This window comes from Sphingobium sp. GW456-12-10-14-TSB1, assembly GCF_059424385.1.
Map to the genome: position 1 here is coordinate 1 of NZ_JBWKZI010000001.1, position 19,208 is coordinate 19,208.

Sequence of the window (19,208 nt, forward strand, 5' to 3'; positions counted from 1 at the left end):
GTGACGGCTTGGGAGGATGGAGAGGGACGCCAGGCTGATTCCGGCCTGGAGGCCGCCTGGGCCGCTATCCGTGCCGGGCTGCGCCGCGATATTGGCGCGCGCATGTTCGACCAGTGGCTGAAGCCGGTACGGCTGGGCGACTATTGCCCCGAATCGCAGACGCTCGACCTGCTGGTCGCCACTGATTTCAGCGCCAATTTCGTGTCCGGTCAATTTGGCGATCGGTTGCGCATGGCGTGGCGCGCGGCCAATGTCGGCGTGCGCGAAGTCCGCCTGCACCGTGCCGCCGATGCGACAGGTCCGCGCCTGCTCGAAGTCGTCCGGGTCGAACCGACGGTTGCGCCCGCGCCGCAGCAGGTCGCCTCCAATTTTCAGCCGCGTCACGCCTTTGCCGACTTCGTCACCGGCGACAGCAACCGGCTGGCCTGCTCGGCGGCGCTTGCCATGGCGGGGGAGGCGGAACCGCGTTTCAGCCCGCTTTTCATCCATGGCGGGACCGGGCAGGGCAAAACCCATCTGCTCCACGCCATCGCCCGCGCCTTTTCCGATCATTCGCCTGCCGCGCCGGTCCTCTATATGTCGGCCGAACGCTTCATGGTGGAATTCGTCAACGCGATGCGCGCCAATGAAACCATGGCGTTCAAGGCGAAGCTGCGCGCAGCCCGCCTGCTGCTGATCGACGATATTCAGTTCATCGCGGGCAAGGGATCGACGCAGGAGGAATTTCTCCACACGATCAACGACCTCATCGATTCGGGCGCGCGCATCGTCGTGACGGCGGATCGTCCGCCCCAGCGGCTCGAATCGATCGACGCGCGCATCCTGTCGCGCCTCGCGGGCGGGCTGGTCGCCGACATATTGCCGGCCGATCTCGACCTGCGCCTCGCCATATTGGAGGCCAAGCGTGCCGTGGCGGGCGATCCGCCGGTCCCCGACGCGGTGATCGATTTCCTGGCCCGCTCGATCCGGTCGAACGTCCGCGAACTGGAGGGCGCCTTCAACAAGCTGGTCGCCTATGGCCAGTTGACGGGGCGCGCGATCGACCTCGACTTTGCGCAGGGGATGCTGGCCGACGCCGTGCGCGCCAATGCCCGGCGCATCACGGTCGATGAAATCCAGAAGCTGTGCGCAGCCCACTACAAGATCGATGCGTCGGAAATGCGGTCCAAGCGGCGCGCCCGCGCCGTCGCCCGCCCGCGTCAGGTCGCCATGTATCTGGCCAAGAAGATGACGCCGCGTTCGCTGCCGGAAATCGGCCGTATCTTTGGCGGGCGCGACCACAGCACCGTCATCCACGCCGTCCGCACGATCGAGGGGCTGCGCGAAAGCAATCCCGACATCGACGCCGACGTGCGCGCGCTGCTGCGCCAGCTGGAGGGGTGATCGGCGCGCACAGGGCGTAGGTGGTTGTGTCCCCGCGCAGGCGGGAACACACTTTCGGATCGAGTATCGAGACCCTAGACTAAGGGCATGATTCGCGCCCTGCTTCTCCTCCTCGTCGCCCTCCTGCCTTTGCCTGCCATTGCGCAGGATGATGTCCGCGTCGCGCTCGATACGACAGCGGGGCGTATCGTGGTGGCTGTCCATGCCGAAAAGGCGCCGATTACCGCCGCCAACTTCCTGGCCTATGTCGATGGCAAGCGTCTCGATGGCACGAATTTCTATCGCGGCGTCGGCGCGGCGGACTATGGTTTCGTCCAGGGTGGGGCGCAAAATGATCCCAAGCGGCTGCTGCCGCCGATCAAGCATGAACCGACGACGCTGACGGGCCTGACCCATGATGATGGCGCGCTGTCGATGGCGCGCTATGCGCCAGGCAGCGCGACCGCCGACTTCTTCATCGTGCTGGGCAAGATGCCCGGCATGGACGCGCACCCGGAGGCGGCTGGCGACAATCAGGGCTTTGCCGTGTTCGCCCATGTGGTCGAGGGGCTGGACGTGGTGAAAGCCATACTGACCGCGCCCAAATCCGCGACCGCCGGGGAAGGGGTGATGAAGGGGCAGATGCTCGAAACTCCGGTGAAGATCCTCACGGCGCGGCGGGTGCCTTAAGCAGAGCTGTGGTGTTCCCGCGCAGGCGGGAACCCAGTCCCGCCCACCGAACTGGGCTCCCGCCTGCGCGGGAGCACGTCGTGGCTATTCGCCGACCTCACCCTGCTGGTCCACAATCCGCGCTACCGCCATATCCGCCGTTACATTGCCGACGGTGCGGAAAATGTCAGGCACCGTCTCCACGGCCAGCAGCAGCGGCAGCGCCTCCACCGGCACGCCCATGGCGAGGCAAATGGGACCAGTGGTGGTGAAGAAGGTGATCTGGCTGGGCAGGCCGACCGCTGCCAGGCTGACGATCGCGGCGACCAGTACCCCCATCACCAACTGCGTCGGTCCCAGCGCCACGCCGTTCATCGCCGCCACATAAAGGGCGACGCCCAGATTGGCGGGCGGGCTGGTGATGCGGAAGAGGGATATGGCAAGCGGCAGGACGATCGAGCGGCTGGTCTCCCGCACCGCCAGCGGCCCGTCGCTCGCCTGGATCATCGCGGGCAGCGACGCGATCGAGCTTTGGGTCGAAAAGGCGATCGCCTGAGCCGGCAGGGCGGCACGCGCGAATCGGCCCGGTCCGATCCGGCCCAGCAGCACCGCCAGCGGATAGACCAGCAGCGTCACGATGACGCAGATCAGCACGATGAAGCCGATATAATGGAGCAGCGCGCCAGCCGTCGCGAGGCCCGATCGCGCGCCCGCCACCAGCGCCAGCGCGAATACGCCTATCGGGGCAAGCCACAGCACCCAGCCGACAACGACCAGCAGCGCCTCGGCCAGCGCCTCGAACAGGCTGGTCAATTGGGCGCGACGGGCCTCGGCGATACGGGTGACGGCAAAGCCGAAGATCAGGGCGAACAGCACCACCGCGACCACCTGGCCTTCAGCCGCCGACCGGATCGGATTGGTCGGGATGAAGCCCAGCAGCCATTGCGCGGACGGGCGCACGTCCGGCACCTGCGCTATTCCTTCCGCCCCGCTCAATGCGCCCACCGCGCCGGGCGGCACTGGCCACAGACGCAGCATCAGCGGCCCGACCAGCGCGGCGACGGCGGCAGAGGCGGTCAGCAATAGGGCGAACAGCAGGATCGCGCGCCCGGCCATGCCGCTGCTCCGCGCGGTCGTGGCCGCCTGCGCGATGCCCGTCACCAGCAGCGCGAAGATCAGCGGGATGAGCGGCATCTGAAGACCATTGAGCCAGGCCGAACCCACCGGCTGCGCCAGCGCGACGACATCCCCCTCCCACGCGCCGCCCCATTCGGTCAGCGCGATGCCCAGGCCCAGCCCCAGCAGCAGCGCGATCAGGATGCGGACGGTCAGGGACATAGGCTGGTTTCCTCCCGGCGCATCGGCGCGCGCCGACAGGCTAATGGCTGTTGCAGGCAGGATGACAGGAAAAAATGCGGATCGGCCCCGTTTGCGGCTTGGAGGCGGCGTTCGCTGCCAAAATGAACGCCCCAACGTCTTTCCGCACCTGGACAAAGATCATCCCCCCCTTGCAGGGGAGGTGGCTGGCCGGAGGCCAGACGGAGGGGTGTCGCGCTCTCGACAGGGCGATACCCCTCCACCACCGCTACGCGGCGGTCCCCCTCCACTTGCAGGGGAGGAATTTTTCATGCCGGGCTGGCAAAGCGCATGCCGCCAAAAAAAGAAGGCCCGGCCATCCGCATGGGATGACCGGGCCAATCGGGTCAGGCTGGGAGCCGCCCCGTAACTTGTGCCTGCCTCAGCTCTTTTTTTCGGGCGGCAGGGTGATCTTCACATCCTCGCCATTCTGGCCGGGGAAGTTGGTGAACATGGCGTCGATCAGGTTGGGGACGAGGTAGGTCAGCTTGTTCGACAGCGATTGCGCGCTGGCCTTCCCCTCGAACAGGCGGCGATTGTCGGCCGCGCGGTCGATTTTGAGGCTCAGGTCGCTGGTATAGACGGTATAGCTCGACACATCGTTGAAGCCGCCGGCGCCGAACAGCCAGGGATCATAAAAGCCATAGCCCCATGGGCGACCCCAACGGCCACCCCAGCCACCCCAAGGACCACCGCCCCAGCCGCCATAGGGGCCGCCAAAGCCGGTCGAGCGCACCTTTTCGCGGCCATTGTCGACATCATAGGCGACGCGCACGATAAGGTCGGCGCTGGCCGGATCGCCAGCCGCGACATAGCCGGTCTGGCTCAGGCGCTGGCCGACCATCGCGGCGTAATGGGAAAATTCAAGGCCACCAGCCAGTTGCGGATTGTCCGCGACGATGGTGAAACTCTGGCCAGCCGGGGCGGGGAGCTGTTGAAAGCGGGCGACGTCGGCCTTGAACGGCGTCGCGCAGCCAGAAAGCGCAGCCAGCGCCAGAGCGGGGGCCGCGAACATGCCGAACTTCTTGAAACGGGTCATTTTTCTGCGTCCTGTACCAGGCATGAAGCCTAATCAACTATGTGCGCGTTGCGATAGCAAAACGCAACTGAACATCATTTGAACGCACGAAGTAACCGAACGGGCGCAAAGCATGTTCTGTCAATTGAAGGACGTCGCGGACCCGCCAAACCCGTCAGCGCATCAGGCCCATCGCATCATAGGCCGCACGCAGCGTCGGCTCCGCCGCCGCCGCCGCCTTTGCCGCGCCCTTGTCCAGGATCGCGTCCAGCATCGCGTCGTCGGTCCGCAATTGCAGGAAGCGTTCGCGAATCGGGCGCAGCGTTTCGACCAGCACTTCGCCCAGCACAGGCTTGAACGCGCCAAAGCCCTTGCCGGCAAATTCGGCGCAGACCGCATCGGTCGTGCGGCCAGTCATCGTCGCCAATATGCCGACCAGATTGGTCGCTTCGGGACGCCCGGCTAGCCCTTCGGCAGTTTCGGGCAGCATGTCCTGATCGCTCTTGGCTTTCTTCACCTTGGCCATGATGGCATCGTCATCGTCGGTCAGGTTGATGCGGCTTAGATCGCTGGGGTCGGATTTGGACATTTTCGCCGTCCCGTCGCGCAACGACATGATGCGCGCCGATTCCTTGGGGATGATCGGCGCGGGCAGGGTAAAGACGTCCCTGCCGAAATCCGTGTTGAACTTGGTCGCGATGTCGCGGCACAGTTCCAGATGCTGCTTCTGGTCCTCGCCCACCGGCACATGGCTGGCCTGATAGAGCAGAATGTCGGCGGCTTGCAGCACCGGATAGACGAACAGGCCGACCGACGCGCCTTCGCGGTCCTTGCCTGCCTTGTCCTTGAACTGGGTCATGCGGTTCAGCCAGCCGATCCGTGCGGTGCCGTTCAGCAACCAGCACAGTTCGGCATGGGCGGGCACGCGGGCCTGGTTGAACAGGACGGAGCGGTCGGGGTCGATCCCGGCGGCGACCAGCGCGGCGGCCATGTCGCGCACGTTGCGGATGCGCTGTTCGCGCCCCTCATGCACGGTGATCGAATGCATGTCGGCCAGGAAGAAGAAGCACTGGCTCTCCGAGTTCATCTCGTCCTGCATCTTCACCCAGTTGCGGATCGCGCCCAGATAATTGCCAAGGTGCAGATTGCCGGTGGGCTGGATGCCGGAAAGGACGCGCATGGATCGATTAACTCGCTTTGGGCGCACGGCGCAGGGCGCCACGCAATTCGCTGATACTATAGGCCCGGACGATCAGGGCCGCCGCCCCATAGACCAGACCGCCAATGCCGCACAACAGGCCAAGCGCGATGATGCGCTGCGTCACGCTGCCCGACATATAGGGATCGACCAGCGGATTGAGCAGCAGCAGCGCCACGCCCATGATCGCGCTGGCCAGGATGATGCGCAGCGCCTTGCCCCGGAAACGGGCATCCATGCGCAACTGGTCGCGGCGGTGGAGCAGCCAGTAGAGGACCAGCACATTGACCCAGGCGGCGATCGCGGTGGAAATCGCCACGCCGACATGACCGAAGGGCCAGATGAGGGTCAGATTGCCGACCAGATTGAACAGCATGGAAAACACCGCGACCCGCACGGGCGTTTTCGTGTCCTGCCGTGCGTAGAAGCCGGGCGTCAGCACCTTGATCAGGACATAGGCGGGGACGCCAAGGGCAAAGGCGGCAAGAGCGCCCGCCGCGCCGATCGTGTCGTTGGCCGTGAACGCGCCATGTTGCAGCAGCCCGCGAATGAGCGGCGTTGCCGACAGGCATAGCGCGACGGCGGCGGGCAGGGCCAGGAACAGCGCCAGTTCCATCGCCCGATTCTGGGTATGGCTGGCCGCCTGCTCATTGCCAGACCCGATCTGGCGCGAAAGCGCGGGCAGGATGGCGGTGCCGACGCCGATGCCGATCAGGCCGAGCGGCAACTGGTTCAGCCGGTCGGCATAATAAAGATAGCTGACCGCGCCCTGTGGCAGGAAGCGGGCGGCAAGGCTGGTCGAGATCAGCAGATTGAACTGGATCGCCCCCGCGCCCAGCGCCGCCGGGCCGATCAACGACAGCAACCGGCGCACCTGGGGCGAGAGGCGCGGGCGCTGGAGCCGCAGCACCACACCCGCCCGGCGACAGGCCCAGGTCAGCCATAAAAGTTGCAACACCCCCGACACCGTGACTGCAATCGCCTGCGTATGCGCGGTTTCGATCGGGGTAGCGCCGCGAAAAAACAGCACGGCGCCGATCATGCACAGGTTCAGCAGCACGGGCGCGGCGGCATTCACCCAGAAACGGTCGAGCGAATTCAATATCCCGCCCAGCAACGACACCAGGCTGATCAGCGCCAGATAGGGGAAGGTGATGCGGGTCAGCGTGACGGCCAGGTCGAACTTGGCCGGGCCGCCATCGGGAAAACCGCCGGTCATTGCCCAGACCACCGGCGCGGCCAGCACCATCATGAGGCCGGTGAACAGGACCAGCACCGGAAACAGGATCGACAATATCTGCCCGGCAAAGGCGACCGCCGCCGCCTTGCCGCTGCCCGGCGCGTCCCTGTCCCCTTCCGCCATCGTCCGGTTGAACATCGGCACGAACACGGCGGCAAAGGCGCCTTCGGCAAACAGGGCGCGAAACAGGTTGGGCAGGCGCCAGGCGATCAGAAAGGCGTCCGACGCCAGCCCCGCGCCCAGAAAGCGCGCGACCAGCATGTCGCGCACCATCCCCAATATCCGACTGATCAGCGTCAGCCCGCCGATGGTGGAGGTGGCTCTCAGCAGGCCCATGACAATATCTCCTCCACCCGTTCGCCCCCGACCGAGCGGGGGGGCAGGCTCTGAGCCTGTCGAAGGGCCGTCCTTTCTTGCGCAAAGACGGACAAGGCGTCGACAGGCTCAGCCCGAACGGAGGGTGAGTTCATACAGGCTCAGGCGTGGCCAGCAGGCTCGCCTGCGGTCGTTTCCATCTGCTGCGCCTGTTGCAGGTACAGTGCGCCAAAGTCGATCGGGTCGAGCAGCAGCGGCGGGAAGCCGCCGTCGCGGATCGCATCGGCCAGCACGCGACGGGCGAAGGGGAAGATAAGGCGCGGCGCTTCGGCCAGCATGAAGGGCTGGACCTGGTCTTCGGGCACATTGCGCATGCCGAACAGCGCGGCATAGAGCAGTTCGACGGCAAAGGCGGTGCCCTGCGGTGCGACGGCCTTGACCTCGATCTTCAGCGACACTTCCAGCACCTCGTCGCCCACCTTGTCGGCGCCGATGTTGAACTGGACGTCGATCTGCGGCTGGTCCTGCCATTGGTAGCAGGCGGGCGCGTTCGGATTCTCGAAAGAGAGATCCTTCACATATTGGCTGATCAGCGCGATCTGCGGTGCGGTATCGGCGCCATTCATCTGGCTGTTCACGGTGAAATTGGTGTCGACTTCGTCGGCCATTGTCTGTCCTGGCTTTCCCTGTTGTCCGGTGGGCGGCAAGCCCCCCTGTGCGATGACCCGCGCGCTTAGCAGGGGCGGAAGGGCAGGGCAATGCCGCGCCGTGCAACCCCCTATTTGAAGTTGTGCGCAAACATGCCTATGTTGTTCGGAACATTGTTCCCACACAAAGGGTATAGCCTTCCGTGTATGTGATTGTCATCCTCGCCATGATCGCCGGTTTTCTGGCGCTGCGGCTCTATTCCGTGCTCGGCAAGCGTACCGGGCATGAGCAGGAGCCTGCGCTGCGCCCGGCGGAGGACCGCGCCAAGGTGACGGTGCTGCAACCGCGCCCCGCCACTGAGATGTCGGGCGATTCGGTGCGTCTGGCCGATGGATTGATCGCGCCGGGTGCCGAAATGGGCGTCCGTGCGCTGATCGCCGCAGACCGCAGCTTCGACGTGCCGCAATTTGTCGATGGCGCAAAGAGCGCCTATCGCATGGTGCTGGAAGCCTTCTGGCGCGGCGATCGGGATGAAATCGCCTGGTTGTGCGACGACGATGTGCGCGCGTCGTTCGAGGAGGCGATCGCCGCCCGCGAGGCGGAGGGTCATGTCCTCGACAACCGGCTGGTCCGTATCGAAAAAGCGCGGATCGTCGAGGCGTCGGTCGATGGCCGGATCGCACAGGTTGCGCTTCAATTCGAAGCGGACATCGCGGCGATCACCCGCGACAAGGACGGCAATGTCGTTGCCGGATCGATGACCGACGCGATCGGCACCAACGACATCTGGACCTTCACCCGCGACATTCGCAGCGCCGATCCCAACTGGAAGCTCAGCGAAACCGACGAGGCGTGATCGCAGCATGAATTTTCGGCATAGGGCGGGCGCGCTGATGGCGGCGCTGGCACTGTCCGCCTGCGCGGGCGGCATGATCCCGCCCTCTGCCGGCGGCCCCGCTCCGTCGCGTCCCGTGCCGTCGGGTACGGCCACGCGCCCTACGCCTGCTGTACCGCGGCCGACCTTGCCGGTCGAAATGCCTGCCGATCCGGCGATGGACAGCAGCACCGCCGCGGGCCTTGGCGTTACGCGCGGCCCTGACATCGCCAGCCTGATCCCGTCGGGCGAACGATCGCGGCTGGCGCTCGAAGCCTTCCGCATATCCTGCCCGACGCTGATGCGCCGCACCGACCAGAGCGGCCTGACCAAGGGGTCCGACTGGAACAATAGCTGCGCGGCGGCGGCTAGCTGGCCCGAAGCATCCGCCAGCGAATTTTTCTCCCGCTATTTCGAAGCGGTGCAGGTGGGCGCCGGCACGGCCTTCGTCACTGGCTATTATGAGCCGGAAATCGCGGGATCGCGCACCCGCCAACCGGGCTATGAGGTTCCGATTTACCGCCGCCCAACCGACCTGATCGACGTCGATCTCGGCCAGTTCAGTGACGCTCTGAAAGGCCGCACGATCCGGGGCAAGGTATCCGGCACCAAATTCATCCCCTATGACGAACGCGCCCAGATCGTGGCTGGCTCGCTGGCCGGACGCGGGCTGGAACTGGCCTGGGCGGCTGATCCGGTCGAGTTTTTCTTCCTTCAGGTGCAGGGCAGCGGGCGTCTCAATCTGCCCGACGGCAGCGTCATGCGGATTGGCTATGACGGGCAGAATGGCCGCGACTATAGCGGCATCGGCAAGCTGATGAAGGATCGCGGCCTGATTCAGGTGGGGTCGATGCAGGACATCATGGCCTATCTGCGCGCCAACCCGGTCGAGGGCGCGGCGATCATGAATGAAAACAAGAGTTTCGTCTTTTTCCGCGAACTGACCGGCGCTGGACCGATCGGCGCGCTGGGCGTGCCCGTGACGGCGGAGGCGACTGTGGCCGCCGATCCCAAATTCATTCCGCTGGGCGCGCCGGTGCTGCTTTCGCTTGATCGGGCCGAACCCAATGGCGTGTGGATCGCACAGGATACTGGCGGCGCGATCAAGGGGGCCAATCGCTTCGACAGTTTCTGGGGCGCAGGCGCGCGGGCGCGGGGCATTGCCGGTGGCATGTCGGCGCGCGGCAGCGCGCTGGTCCTGCTGCCGATTGGTTCGGCGGCGCGCCTCGCAAGGCCCTGACCGGTCGTCCGATGGCGCGGCGGCACCTGTCCCCTGATGAGGCCGCGCTCTGGACCGCGCTGACCCGATCGGTCCGGCCGATCCGGCCGCATGGCCGCGTGATGCCAGCGCTCCCGACGCAGCCAGTGGCCATCACGCCCAAAACAGGGTTAACGCCGCCGCTGCTGCAGACGCCGACCCCCGTCGCGGTGCGTACACCGGCCGCCGTGCTCGATACCGGCTGGGAAAAGCGCATTCGCGGCGGCACGATCAGCCCCGACATGAGCATCGACCTGCATGGCCACAGCCTGTCGGCGGCGCATGTCCGGCTAAATCAGGCGATCGCATCGGCGCTGGCGCGCGACGCCCGCGTCCTGCTCGTCGTCACCGGCAAGCCGCCCAAAAACGCAGCGGATGGCGCTTCGCGGCGCGGGGCCATCCGTGGCGAAATCGGTCATTGGATCGAAACCAGCCCCTATGCCGACCGCATAGCCAGCGTGCGCATCGCCCATCCGCGTCATGGCGGCGACGGTGCGCTCTACCTTGTTTTGCGGCGCAAAAAATAACGCCATCCCCCGCTTTCGCTGATCTTTTCTTAACCACTGTCCTTCATATCCGGCGGATCATGATCCTGTTCGGGGTCGCTTGCGGGGGTAAGGAGGCAGATGCACGGCGTAACGTTGAAAAGCCGCGCCGCTGCCTTTGCCTGCGCCGCGGGCGCGCTGGTGTTCATCCTGTCGCTGGTGCTGGGCTATACGCCCGGCGCGCAGGATGACATCGTCCAGATCGGCCGCGCGCTGATCATCGCCATTCTGTGCGGTACGATGAGCTGGGCGTCGGCGCGCCGCACCATCGCCACCACCGCGACGGCCATCGACGCCGCCACCGAACGCCTGCTGGCCGCCGCCCATGGCGATCTCCAGTCGTCGGTGCCAAGGGAGATCGGGCTGGAATTGCCGGATCTGTCGGTCGCGCTGGAAAGCCTGTTCAGTCAGGTCCGCACCAATCTCGACCATGTCCAGGCGCTTGCCCTGTTCGATCAGGTGACCGGGCTTGCCAATCGCACCAGCTTCTGCCGCCAGGTCGAACGCCTGCTGGCCGAGCGGGAGGAGGGGGGCATGGCCGCCCTGTTCTTCATCGACCTGGACGGGTTCAAGGGCGTCAACGACACGCTGGGCCATGCCGCGGGCGACCAGCTGCTCGCGCGTGTTGCGGGCCGGCTGCGCGAAGTGGTGATGGCGCAGATCGGCGCAGGGATGGGGGACGCGGTCATCGGTCGCCTTGCCGGTGACGAATTCACGATGTTCTTCCCGACCCTGTCGGGCCACAACGCCGCCGCGCGCATCGCCCGCGCCATCCAGTTCGCGCTGGGTGAGCGCTTTGACCTTGGCAGCCAGCATGTCGATCTGGGCGCGTCGATCGGCATCGCCTGCTATCCCGACCATGGCGATACGCTGTCCACCCTGCTGCGCGCCGCCGACATCGCCATGTATCATGCCAAGCATGAAGGGCGTGGCCGCGCGGAAATGTACAGCGACGCGCTGGCGCTGGAAGCGTCCGACCGCGCCGACCTGGAGCGCGACCTGCTTCTGGCACTGGAGCGCGACGAATTTCTGCTGGAATTCCAGCCGCAGATCGACATTCAGACGGGCCGCGCCGTGGCCGCCGAAGCCCTGGTGCGCTGGGCGCATCCAGAGCGCGATATCGTCATGCCCGGCGTGTTCGTGCCGGTGGCGGAGGAAAGCGGGACCATCGTCGCGCTGGGGGACTGGGTGATGAGCCGGGTCTGCGAGACGGCCGCCCGCTGGTCGCGCGCAGGCATTCATCAGCGGATCGCCATCAATATTTCCACCCGCGAACTGGGTCAGGCCGATTTTTTCCTGCGCCTGCGCCACGCCATCGCCACGCATCAGGTGCCAAACGGCATGCTGGAACTGGAAATCACCGAATCGCTCGCGATGGACATGGAAGCGAGGGTGCTCGACCAACTTGCCGCCCTGCGCCGCGATGGGTTGCGTATCGCGATCGACGATTTCGGTACCGGCTATTCCAACCTGTCGCGATTGAAGGAATTGCCGGTCGACCGGGTGAAGATCGACCGCAGCCTTGTGCGCGACATTGCCACATCATCCGAAGCGCGGACCATCTGTTCGGCCGTCGTCGGCCTGATTCAAGGGCTTGGCATGGAAGTGGTGGTCGAAGGCATAGAGAATCAGGCGCAGATGGACATGCTGCGCGTCATCGGCTGCACCCTGTTTCAGGGCTATCATCTGGCGATGCCGACCGGCGAGCAGGATTATCTGGGCCGCTACACCGGGAACCCCGCCATGCTGGAACGCGACGCGGGTTAAGCGCCGACTGGCTGACCCAGCGCCCGCTCCACGATCAGCCGGTAAATCTCGACCAGATCGTGCAGATCCTGCACCGCGACGGCCTCGTCCAGCTTGTGCATGGTCGCATTGTTCAGGCCAAACTCCACCACCGGGCACAGGCGCGAGAGGAAGCGCGCGTCTGACGTGCCCCCCGTGGTGGACAGTTCCGCCTCCACGGCGGTTACTTGCCGGATCGCGCCCGACACCAGATTGGACAATGTGCCCGGTGCGGTCAGAAAGGGTTCGCCGCTGATCTTGGCCATCACCGTGCCGCCCTCGGCCGCCGCGATCGCACTGATCCGTTCGACGAGCGAAGCACCGCTATGCTGATCGTTGAAGCGTATAGAGATGCGCGCGTTCGCCGCGCCGGGAATGACATTGGTGGTCGGGTTGCCAACCTCCATGTCGGTAATCTCTATATTGCTGGGCTGGAACCAGTCGGTCCCTTCGTCCAGCACCAGCGCATCGATCGCGGCCAGGATGCGGACCAGACGGGGCACGGGATTGTCGGCCAGGTGCGGATACGCGACATGGCCCTGGGTTCCGGCCACGCTGATCCACATATTCACCGACCCGCGCCGCCCGATCTTGACCACATCGCCCAGCCGGGCCGACGATGTCGGTTCACCCACGACACACAGGTCCGGGCGCAGTTCGCGCGCGGCCATCCGCTCCATCAGCGCCAGCGTGCCATAGACGGCCGGGCCTTCCTCATCCCCGGTGATGATCAGGCTGATCGTACCGGGCAGGTCGTCGGACAGGGTGCCCAGCGCGGCGACGAAGGCAGCGATCGATCCCTTCATGTCCACCGCGCCGCGTCCGTAGAGCAGGTCGCCGCGAATCTCCGGCGCGAACGGATCGCTGGTCCAGCCGGGACCGGGTGGCACCACGTCCAGATGTCCGGCAAAGGCGAAGTGCGGCCCTGCGCCGGTAGTGCGCCATGCCAGCAGATTTTCGACCGGCCCGTCGGGCGCTTCGCCGACCACGAACCGATCCACGGTAAAGCCCAAAGGCAGCAGCATGTCCTCAAGCGCGGCGAACACCGCCCCGGTCGCTGGCGTTACGGATGGACAGGCAAGCAGCTGCCGGGCAAGCGCCACCACGTCATCATTGGCTCTGGTCATGGTCATGCCCGTGCGTTAGCGAAAGCCATGCCGCTTGACCAGCAGCAGCAGGAGAAGAGGCCGTGCCACGGATCGATCCAGAAATAGTCGCGCTGACGAACACCACCGGCTATCCGCCGCCGCATGATAAGGCCGTGGCGCATCGATGGGTGCGGCGGCTGGGACCGGCGCTTGGCCTTACCGATTTTGGTGTCAGCCATGTCGTGCTGAAGCCCGGCGGCGCATCGTCCCAGCGCCACTGGCATGAGGATGAGGATGAATTTGTCGTCATGCTGGCAGGCGAGGCGGTGCTGGTGGAGAATGACGCCCGCACGCCCATGCGGTCGGGCGACATGGCGGTCTTTCCCAAGGGTGAGCCCAATGGCCACCATCTGCTGAACGAAAGCGACGATGATTGCGCGTTTCTTGCCTTTGGTCGTCCGCCATCGGGGGATTGCCATTATCCCGACATAGACCTGTTGTGGACGGATGGCGGCTATAGGCGCAAGGACAGGAGCAGCTTTTGACGATCGCACTGGATCGCCGCGCGCTGATGGGCGGCATGGGCGCGCTGCTGGTCGCGGCCAAGTCCCCGCCGGTCGCGCCCCCACCCGTCGCGCCGCCGACGCTGGTGAAGCCGCCCCGCCTGCGGCCCGGTGACACGGTCGGGCTGATCGAACCGGCGGGCTTTACCGATGACGGGTTCGACCTTGATCTGGTGCGCGAAACCATCGTCGCCATGGGGCTGAAGCCCAAGGATGCGCCCCATCTGGCGCAGCGCCATGGCTATCTGGCGGGCAAGGATGCGGATCGGGCGGCGGACATCAACGCCTTCTATGCCGATCCATCGGTCAAGGCGTTGTTCGCGGTGCGCGGCGGCTGGGGCTGCGCGCGCCTGCTGCCCTATCTGGATTTCGCGACGATCCGCGCCCACCCCAAGCTGCTGGTCGGCTTTTCGGACATTACCGCGCTGCATCTGGCTTTCGCGGCGAAGGCGGGCTTTACGACCATTCATGGTCCCAATGCCGCGAGCAGCTGGGGCAAATTATCCTGGGACGCTTTTCGTGCCGTGGCGTTCGACGCGGAAACCCCGACCTTCGCCAATCCGCCGGGGACGGAGGACCGGCTGGTCCAGCGCAGCGGGCGTATCCGCACCTTTCGCCCTGGCATGGCGCGCGGGCGGTTGCTGGGCGGCAATCTTACCGTGCTGGCGGCGCTGATGGGCACTGGCTGGCTGCCCGACTTTACCGGCGCGATCCTGTTTATCGAGGATATTGACGAAGCCCCCTACCGGATCGACCGGATGCTGACCCAGTTGGCGCTGGGCGGGGTGCTGGGAAAGCTGGCGGGCGTCATATTCGGTCAGTGCAGCAGCTGCACCGCCGCCGGCCCCTCCTATGGCGGCTTCACGCTGTCAGAAGTGCTGCAACAGCATCTGGAGCCACTCGGCGTCCCGGCGTTTCAGGGCGCGCTGTTTGGCCATGTCGCCAACCAGTTCAGCCTGCCGGAAGGGGTGCAGGCGGAAATGGACGCTGGCGCAGGTACGATCAGGTTGCTGGAGGCGGCGGTCACCTGAAGCATGATCATTTCAGGGTAAACTCCAACCTTCGTTCGTTTCGAGCGAAGTCGAGAAACCTGTGCGCGACGTTTCTCGACTTCGCTCGAAACGAACGGATGATGGGTGCTCATCGGATTTCCCCAATCACGCAATCGCCAGCACGCTGGTCAGCACGATCCGCACCAGTTCCGCCTGTCCGCGCGCGCCGGTCTTGGCATAGATTTTCTTGCTGTAATTGCGCGCGGTTTCCACCGTGATGCCAAGGTTCGCCGCAGCCTCGCTGATGGGAATGCCCTGCGCGATCGCCCAGGCAAGGCGCGCCTCGCTTGGCAGCAGGCCGAACAGTTCCACCAATTGTTCGCACCGGTCCGCCTGCGACCAGCGATCGCCGCTCAGATAGGCGATCGCCACCGGGGTCGATCCCGCCGACACCGACCGCCCCCGGATAGGCGAGACCAATATGTCCATCCATGGATCGCGGCTGAGGTTGATCGCGCGCGGTCGACTGTCCGGGTCGTCGGCCATCTGCTTGACCAGCGCGGTCAGTTCCCGGTCGATCAGCGGCGATTCCGGGGTCAGCCGGTCATAGCGCCCGCGCCGCAACACGCTGGTACGCTGGAACAACTGTTCGACATGGGCCGTCATGTCGATAATGCGGCAGCGCGCATCGAGCGTCAGCCAGCCGAAATTGAGCCGCCCGAACGCTTCGGTCGTCAGCGTCGATCGCAATTTCTCCCGCTCCAGCGCAACGAAGGATCGCAACGCGATACGCAGATGCGGCGCCAGCCCCGTCAGCAGCGCGCTGACCGCCGATCCGATCGAGGCTCCTCCCGCACAGGCCAGCCAGCCATCCACGCCGCTGGGCTCGGTTACGCGGATCGACCGCATGTCCGTTATCCCCTGCGGCAACACCGGGTCGCGGGGCAGGGCGCGATCGACCGGGGCGCTCTGTTCCAGCAATTCGGCCAGCGTATAGGCCCGTCCTTCGCGCATGTGGCGATAGGGGAAGGGGTCGCGGCCATATTTTTCGATGAACAGGCTGTGCAAATGGGTCGGCGGCGGCGGTCCGGCATGCAATTCGACGATCGCATCCTCGTCCACCGGGCGAAAGACCAGCGTCGTATAGATGGCGCCGGTGCGCATTCGCAGTTTTTCAAGAAAGTCATGCCACAGCGGTTGCTGGAACATCCCTTCGTGCAGGGCCGCCAATAATCCGCCATCGTCCAGCCGCATGGGCCATGTTCATACATCCTCCCATATGGGAGGTCCAGTCCTTTGGCTTTGCTGCCATAGGTGACGCACAATCAAGCCGAGGACCGCATGGTAGACGCAAAAACCTTGACCCATCTGGAGCGACTCGAAGCCGAGAGCATCCACATCCTGCGGGAAGTGGTGTCGGAGGCGGAAAAGCCGGTCATGCTCTATTCCGTCGGCAAGGATTCAGCCGTGATGCTGCATCTGGCGCGCAAGGCCTTCTATCCTTCGCCGCCGCCTTTTCCGCTGCTGCATGTCGACACGACCTGGAAGTTTCAGGAAATGTACAAGCTGCGCGACCGGATGGCGCAGGAAAGCGGCATGGAATTGCTGGTCTATCAGAATCAGGAAGCCAAGGACCGGGGCATCAACCCGTTCGACCATGGCGCGCTCCACACCGATATGTGGAAAACCGAAGGGCTGAAGCAGGCGCTCAACCTCTACGGTTTCGACGCAGCCTTTGGCGGCGCGCGCCGCGATGAGGAAAAGAGCCGTGCCAAGGAGCGCATCTTCTCGTTCCGCACCGCCTCCCACGGCTGGGATCCCAAGAATCAGCGCCCGGAACTGTGGAACCTCTACAATGCCCGCAAGGCGAAGGGTGAGAGCATTCGCGTCTTCCCCATCTCCAACTGGACCGAGCTCGACATCTGGCAATATATCCACCTGAACGACATTCCGATCGTTCCGCTCTATTTCTCGGCCAAGCGCCCGACGGTGGAGCGCGACGGCATGTTGCTGATGGTCGATGATGACCGCTTCCCGCTCGAACCGGGCGAAGTGCCGGTCGAACGCTCGATCCGCTTCCGCACCCTGGGCTGCTATCCGCTGACCGGCGCGGTGGAGAGCGAGGCCGCGACCCTGCCTGAAGTCATTCAGGAAATGCTGCTGACCACGACGTCGGAACGGCAGGGCCGCGCGATCGACAAGGACGCCGGCGGCGCTGGCATGGAGAAGAAGAAGCAGGAGGGCTATTTTTGACGCGCCACGGAATGCGCAGCGTTCCGAAGCGTCAACCCCAGCGAAAGCTGGGGCCTCAGGCCGCCTGACTCTTCCCAAGATCAACGAGATCCCAGCCTTCGCTGGGATGACGAGGTAGCGATATGACCGACACCCTCACAGACCCCATCTACAAGACCGACGCCCTTATTGCCGAGGATATCGACGCCTATCTGGATGTGCATCAGCACAAGACGATGCTGCGCTTCATCACCTGCGGGTCGGTGGATGACGGCAAGTCGACGCTGATCGGTCGGCTGCTCTATGACAGCAAGATGATCTTCGAGGATCAGCTTGCCGCGCTGGAGGCCGACTCCAAGCGCGTCGGCACGCAGGGGCACGAGATCGACTTCGCCCTCCTCGTCGACGGCCTTGCCGCCGAGCGGGAACAGGGCATCACGATCGACGTCGCCTATCGCTTCTTCGCTACCGAAAAGCGCAAGTTCATCGTCGCCGATACGCCCGGCCACGAACAATATACCCGCAACATGGTGACCGGCGCGTCCACCGCGGACCTGGCCGTCATCCTGATCGACGCGCGCAAGGGCATATTGACGCAAACCCGTCGCCACAGCTACCTCGCCCATCTGATCGGCATCCGCAACATCGTGCTGGCCGTCAACAAGATGGATCTGGTCGACTATGATCAGGCGGTGTTTGACAAGATCGTCGCCGATTACACCGAATTTGCGAACAGCATCGGCATCACCGCCTTCACGCCGATGCCGATTTCCGGTTTCAAGGGCGACAATATCACCGGCCCGTCGGAAAACACGCCCTGGTACACCGGCCCGGCGCTGATCGAGCATCTCGAAACCGTCGAGGTCAACAGCGCGGTCGATGCCGACAAGCCCTTCCGCATGCCGGTGCAGTGGGTCAACCGCCCGAACCTCGACTTCCGTGGCTTTTCCGGCCTGATCGCCACCGGCACGGTCAAGCCCGGCGACGCCATCCGCGTCCTGCCGTCGGGCAAGACCTCGACCGTCAGCCGCATCGTCACGATGGATGGCGATCTGGATCAGGCCGTCGCTGGCCAGTCGGTCACGCTCTGCTTCGCCGATGAAATCGACTGTTCGCGCGGCGATGTCATCGCGCTCGCCGACAATCCGCCGCAGGCCGCCGATCAGTTCGAGGCGACGATCGTGTGGATGGCCGATGAGGAGATGCTGCCCAGCCGCTCCTATTGGCTCAAGATCGGCACCCAGATGGTCACCGCGACCATCCAGCAGCCCAAATATCAGGTCAACGTCAACACGATGGAGCATCTGGCGGCCAAGACGCTGGATCTCAACGCCATCGGCGTCGCCAACCTGTCCACCGACAAGCAGATCGTGTTCGAACCCTATGCCCAGAACCGGACGCTGGGCGGCTTCATCCTGATCGACAAGATCAGCAACGCCACGGTCGCCGCGGGCATGCTGCACTTCTCGCTTCGCCGGGCGCAGAATGTCCATTGGCAGGCCACCGACGTCAGCCGTGAATTCCACGCCGGGCTGAAGAATCAGAAGCCGGCGGTGCTGTGGTTCACCGGCCTGTCGGGTGCGGGCAAATCGACCATCGCCAACCTTGTCGAAAAGAAGCTGGCGCGGATGAACCGCCATACCTTCCTGCTCGACGGCGACAATGTCCGCCACGGTCTCAACAAGGATCTGGGCTTCACCGACGCCGACCGGGTGGAAAATATCCGCCGCGTGGGCGAAGTCGCCAAGCTGATGACCGATGCGGGGTTGATCGTCATCACCGCCTTCATCTCGCCCTTCCGTTCGGAACGCGACATGGTGCGCCAGATGATGCAGCCGGGCGAATTTATCGAGGTGCATATCGACACGCCGCTGGCCGATGCCGAAGCGCGCGACGTCAAGGGGCTCTACAAAAAGGCAAGATCGGGTGAGCTTAAAAACTTCACCGGCATCGACAGTCCCTATGAAACCCCGCTCGACCCGGAAATCCGCGTCGATACCGTGGCGATGACGGCCGAAGAAGCCGCCGACGCCATCGTCGCGAGGCTGATCCCATGAGCGGCGGC

17 protein-coding genes are annotated in these 19,208 nt (G+C 64.8%); 10 read left to right on the forward strand and 7 right to left on the reverse strand.

Annotated elements, in window-relative coordinates:
• Both dnaA and AC07X9_RS00010 read left to right on the forward strand, forming a co-directional pair.
• A complete protein-coding gene (gene dnaA / locus AC07X9_RS00005; protein ID WP_086485404.1) occupies positions 1-1,383 on the forward strand; it encodes a chromosomal replication initiator protein DnaA in 1,383 nt (460 codons plus the stop codon).
• Between the two features lie 87 nt (positions 1,384-1,470).
• Entirely contained in the window at positions 1,471-2,052 is a 582-nt protein-coding gene (locus AC07X9_RS00010; RefSeq protein ID WP_017180995.1) for a peptidylprolyl isomerase, read from the forward strand.
• An 84-nt stretch (positions 2,053-2,136) separates the two neighbouring features.
• Here AC07X9_RS00010 and AC07X9_RS00015 read toward each other — a convergent pair whose 3' ends face one another.
• The 5 genes from AC07X9_RS00015 to secB form a co-directional block, all read right to left on the reverse strand.
• Complete coding sequence (locus AC07X9_RS00015; RefSeq protein ID WP_017180996.1) at positions 2,137-3,369, reverse strand: dicarboxylate/amino acid:cation symporter; 1,233 nt, start codon at positions 3,367-3,369, stop codon at positions 2,137-2,139.
• A gap of 400 nt (positions 3,370-3,769) precedes the next feature.
• Positions 3,770-4,426 (reverse strand): DUF4136 domain-containing protein, encoded by a 657-nt coding sequence (locus AC07X9_RS00020; protein ID WP_017180997.1) that lies wholly within the window; start codon positions 4,424-4,426, stop codon positions 3,770-3,772.
• 154 nt (positions 4,427-4,580) lie between these two features.
• A complete protein-coding gene (gene trpS / locus AC07X9_RS00025) occupies positions 4,581-5,585 on the reverse strand; it encodes a tryptophan--tRNA ligase (RefSeq protein ID WP_017180998.1) in 1,005 nt (334 codons plus the stop codon).
• Positions 5,586-5,592: 7 nt separating this feature from the next.
• Positions 5,593-7,179 (reverse strand): murein biosynthesis integral membrane protein MurJ, encoded by a 1,587-nt coding sequence (gene murJ / locus AC07X9_RS00030; protein ID WP_017180999.1) that lies wholly within the window; start codon positions 7,177-7,179, stop codon positions 5,593-5,595.
• A gap of 140 nt (positions 7,180-7,319) precedes the next feature.
• Complete coding sequence (gene secB / locus AC07X9_RS00035) at positions 7,320-7,826, reverse strand: protein-export chaperone SecB (protein WP_017181000.1); 507 nt, start codon at positions 7,824-7,826, stop codon at positions 7,320-7,322.
• A 182-nt stretch (positions 7,827-8,008) separates the two neighbouring features.
• On the opposite strand from secB, the gene AC07X9_RS00040 reads away from it, so the two are divergent.
• The 4 genes from AC07X9_RS00040 (at position 8,009) to AC07X9_RS00055 (ending at position 12,250) form a co-directional block, all read left to right on the forward strand.
• A complete protein-coding gene (locus AC07X9_RS00040) occupies positions 8,009-8,662 on the forward strand; it encodes a Tim44/TimA family putative adaptor protein (protein WP_017181001.1) in 654 nt (217 codons plus the stop codon).
• 7 nt (positions 8,663-8,669) lie between these two features.
• Positions 8,670-9,920, forward strand: coding sequence for a murein transglycosylase A (gene mltA / locus AC07X9_RS00045; RefSeq protein ID WP_017181002.1), 1,251 nt, complete (start codon positions 8,670-8,672; stop codon positions 9,918-9,920).
• An 11-nt stretch (positions 9,921-9,931) separates the two neighbouring features.
• Positions 9,932-10,465, forward strand: a complete 534-nt coding sequence (locus tag AC07X9_RS00050) for a Smr/MutS family protein (protein ID WP_017181003.1) — start codon at positions 9,932-9,934, stop codon at positions 10,463-10,465.
• A 99-nt stretch (positions 10,466-10,564) separates the two neighbouring features.
• The gene (locus tag AC07X9_RS00055; RefSeq protein WP_017181004.1) at positions 10,565-12,250 is read left to right on the forward strand and encodes a putative bifunctional diguanylate cyclase/phosphodiesterase; all 1,686 of its coding nucleotides are present in this window, start codon (positions 10,565-10,567) and stop codon (positions 12,248-12,250) included.
• Here the strand turns inward: AC07X9_RS00055 and dapE are convergent.
• On the reverse strand, positions 12,247-13,401 hold the full coding sequence (gene dapE, locus AC07X9_RS00060) for a succinyl-diaminopimelate desuccinylase (protein WP_017181005.1): 1,155 nt from the start codon (positions 13,399-13,401) through the stop codon (positions 12,247-12,249). The two genes, AC07X9_RS00055 and dapE, sit on opposite strands and share 4 nt — an antisense overlap.
• A 56-nt stretch (positions 13,402-13,457) precedes the next feature.
• On the opposite strand from dapE, the gene AC07X9_RS00065 reads away from it, so the two are divergent.
• Positions 13,458-13,901: a cupin domain-containing protein gene (locus AC07X9_RS00065; protein WP_017181006.1), complete on the forward strand. Its 444-nt coding sequence runs from the start codon at positions 13,458-13,460 to the stop codon at positions 13,899-13,901.
• A gap of 26 nt (positions 13,902-13,927) precedes the next feature.
• Positions 13,928-14,950, forward strand: a complete 1,023-nt coding sequence (locus AC07X9_RS00070) for a S66 peptidase family protein (RefSeq protein WP_174703654.1) — start codon at positions 13,928-13,930, stop codon at positions 14,948-14,950.
• A 126-nt stretch (positions 14,951-15,076) separates the two neighbouring features.
• On the opposite strand, the gene AC07X9_RS00075 is transcribed toward AC07X9_RS00070, so the two are convergent.
• The gene (locus AC07X9_RS00075) at positions 15,077-16,165 is read right to left on the reverse strand and encodes a helix-turn-helix transcriptional regulator (protein WP_017181008.1); all 1,089 of its coding nucleotides are present in this window, start codon (positions 16,163-16,165) and stop codon (positions 15,077-15,079) included.
• An 87-nt stretch (positions 16,166-16,252) separates the two neighbouring features.
• Between AC07X9_RS00075 and cysD the strand changes: the two genes are divergently transcribed.
• Positions 16,253-17,164 (forward strand): sulfate adenylyltransferase subunit CysD, encoded by a 912-nt coding sequence (gene cysD, locus AC07X9_RS00080; RefSeq protein ID WP_019053754.1) that lies wholly within the window; start codon positions 16,253-16,255, stop codon positions 17,162-17,164.
• A gap of 122 nt (positions 17,165-17,286) precedes the next feature.
• On the forward strand, positions 17,287-19,200 hold the full coding sequence (gene cysN / locus AC07X9_RS00085) for a sulfate adenylyltransferase subunit CysN (protein ID WP_017181010.1): 1,914 nt from the start codon (positions 17,287-17,289) through the stop codon (positions 19,198-19,200).
• The last annotated feature ends 8 nt before the right edge of the window (positions 19,201-19,208 follow it).

Bases quoted from the DNA above. Each gene is read 5' to 3' on its own strand.
- AC07X9_RS00010 (WP_017180995.1), top strand. From the start codon at position 1,471: ATGATTCGCGCCCTGCTTCTCCTCCTCGTCGCCCTCCTGCCTTTGCCT.
- AC07X9_RS00015 (WP_017180996.1), bottom strand. From the start codon at position 3,369: ATGTCCCTGACCGTCCGCATCCTGATCGCGCTGCTGCTGGGGCTGGGC.
- AC07X9_RS00020 (WP_017180997.1), bottom strand. From the start codon at position 4,426: ATGACCCGTTTCAAGAAGTTCGGCATGTTCGCGGCCCCCGCTCTGGCG.
- trpS (WP_017180998.1), bottom strand. From the start codon at position 5,585: ATGCGCGTCCTTTCCGGCATCCAGCCCACCGGCAATCTGCACCTTGGC.
- murJ (WP_017180999.1), bottom strand. From the start codon at position 7,179: ATGGGCCTGCTGAGAGCCACCTCCACCATCGGCGGGCTGACGCTGATC.
- secB (WP_017181000.1), bottom strand. From the start codon at position 7,826: ATGGCCGACGAAGTCGACACCAATTTCACCGTGAACAGCCAGATGAAT.
- mltA (WP_017181002.1), top strand. From the start codon at position 8,670: ATGAATTTTCGGCATAGGGCGGGCGCGCTGATGGCGGCGCTGGCACTG.
- AC07X9_RS00050 (WP_017181003.1), top strand. From the start codon at position 9,932: ATGGCGCGGCGGCACCTGTCCCCTGATGAGGCCGCGCTCTGGACCGCG.
- AC07X9_RS00055 (WP_017181004.1), top strand. From the start codon at position 10,565: ATGCACGGCGTAACGTTGAAAAGCCGCGCCGCTGCCTTTGCCTGCGCC.
- dapE (WP_017181005.1), bottom strand. From the start codon at position 13,401: ATGACCATGACCAGAGCCAATGATGACGTGGTGGCGCTTGCCCGGCAG.
- AC07X9_RS00070 (WP_174703654.1), top strand. From the start codon at position 13,928: ATGGGCGGCATGGGCGCGCTGCTGGTCGCGGCCAAGTCCCCGCCGGTC.
- AC07X9_RS00075 (WP_017181008.1), bottom strand. From the start codon at position 16,165: ATGCGGCTGGACGATGGCGGATTATTGGCGGCCCTGCACGAAGGGATG.
- cysD (WP_019053754.1), top strand. From the start codon at position 16,253: ATGGTAGACGCAAAAACCTTGACCCATCTGGAGCGACTCGAAGCCGAG.
- cysN (WP_017181010.1), top strand. From the start codon at position 17,287: ATGACCGACACCCTCACAGACCCCATCTACAAGACCGACGCCCTTATT.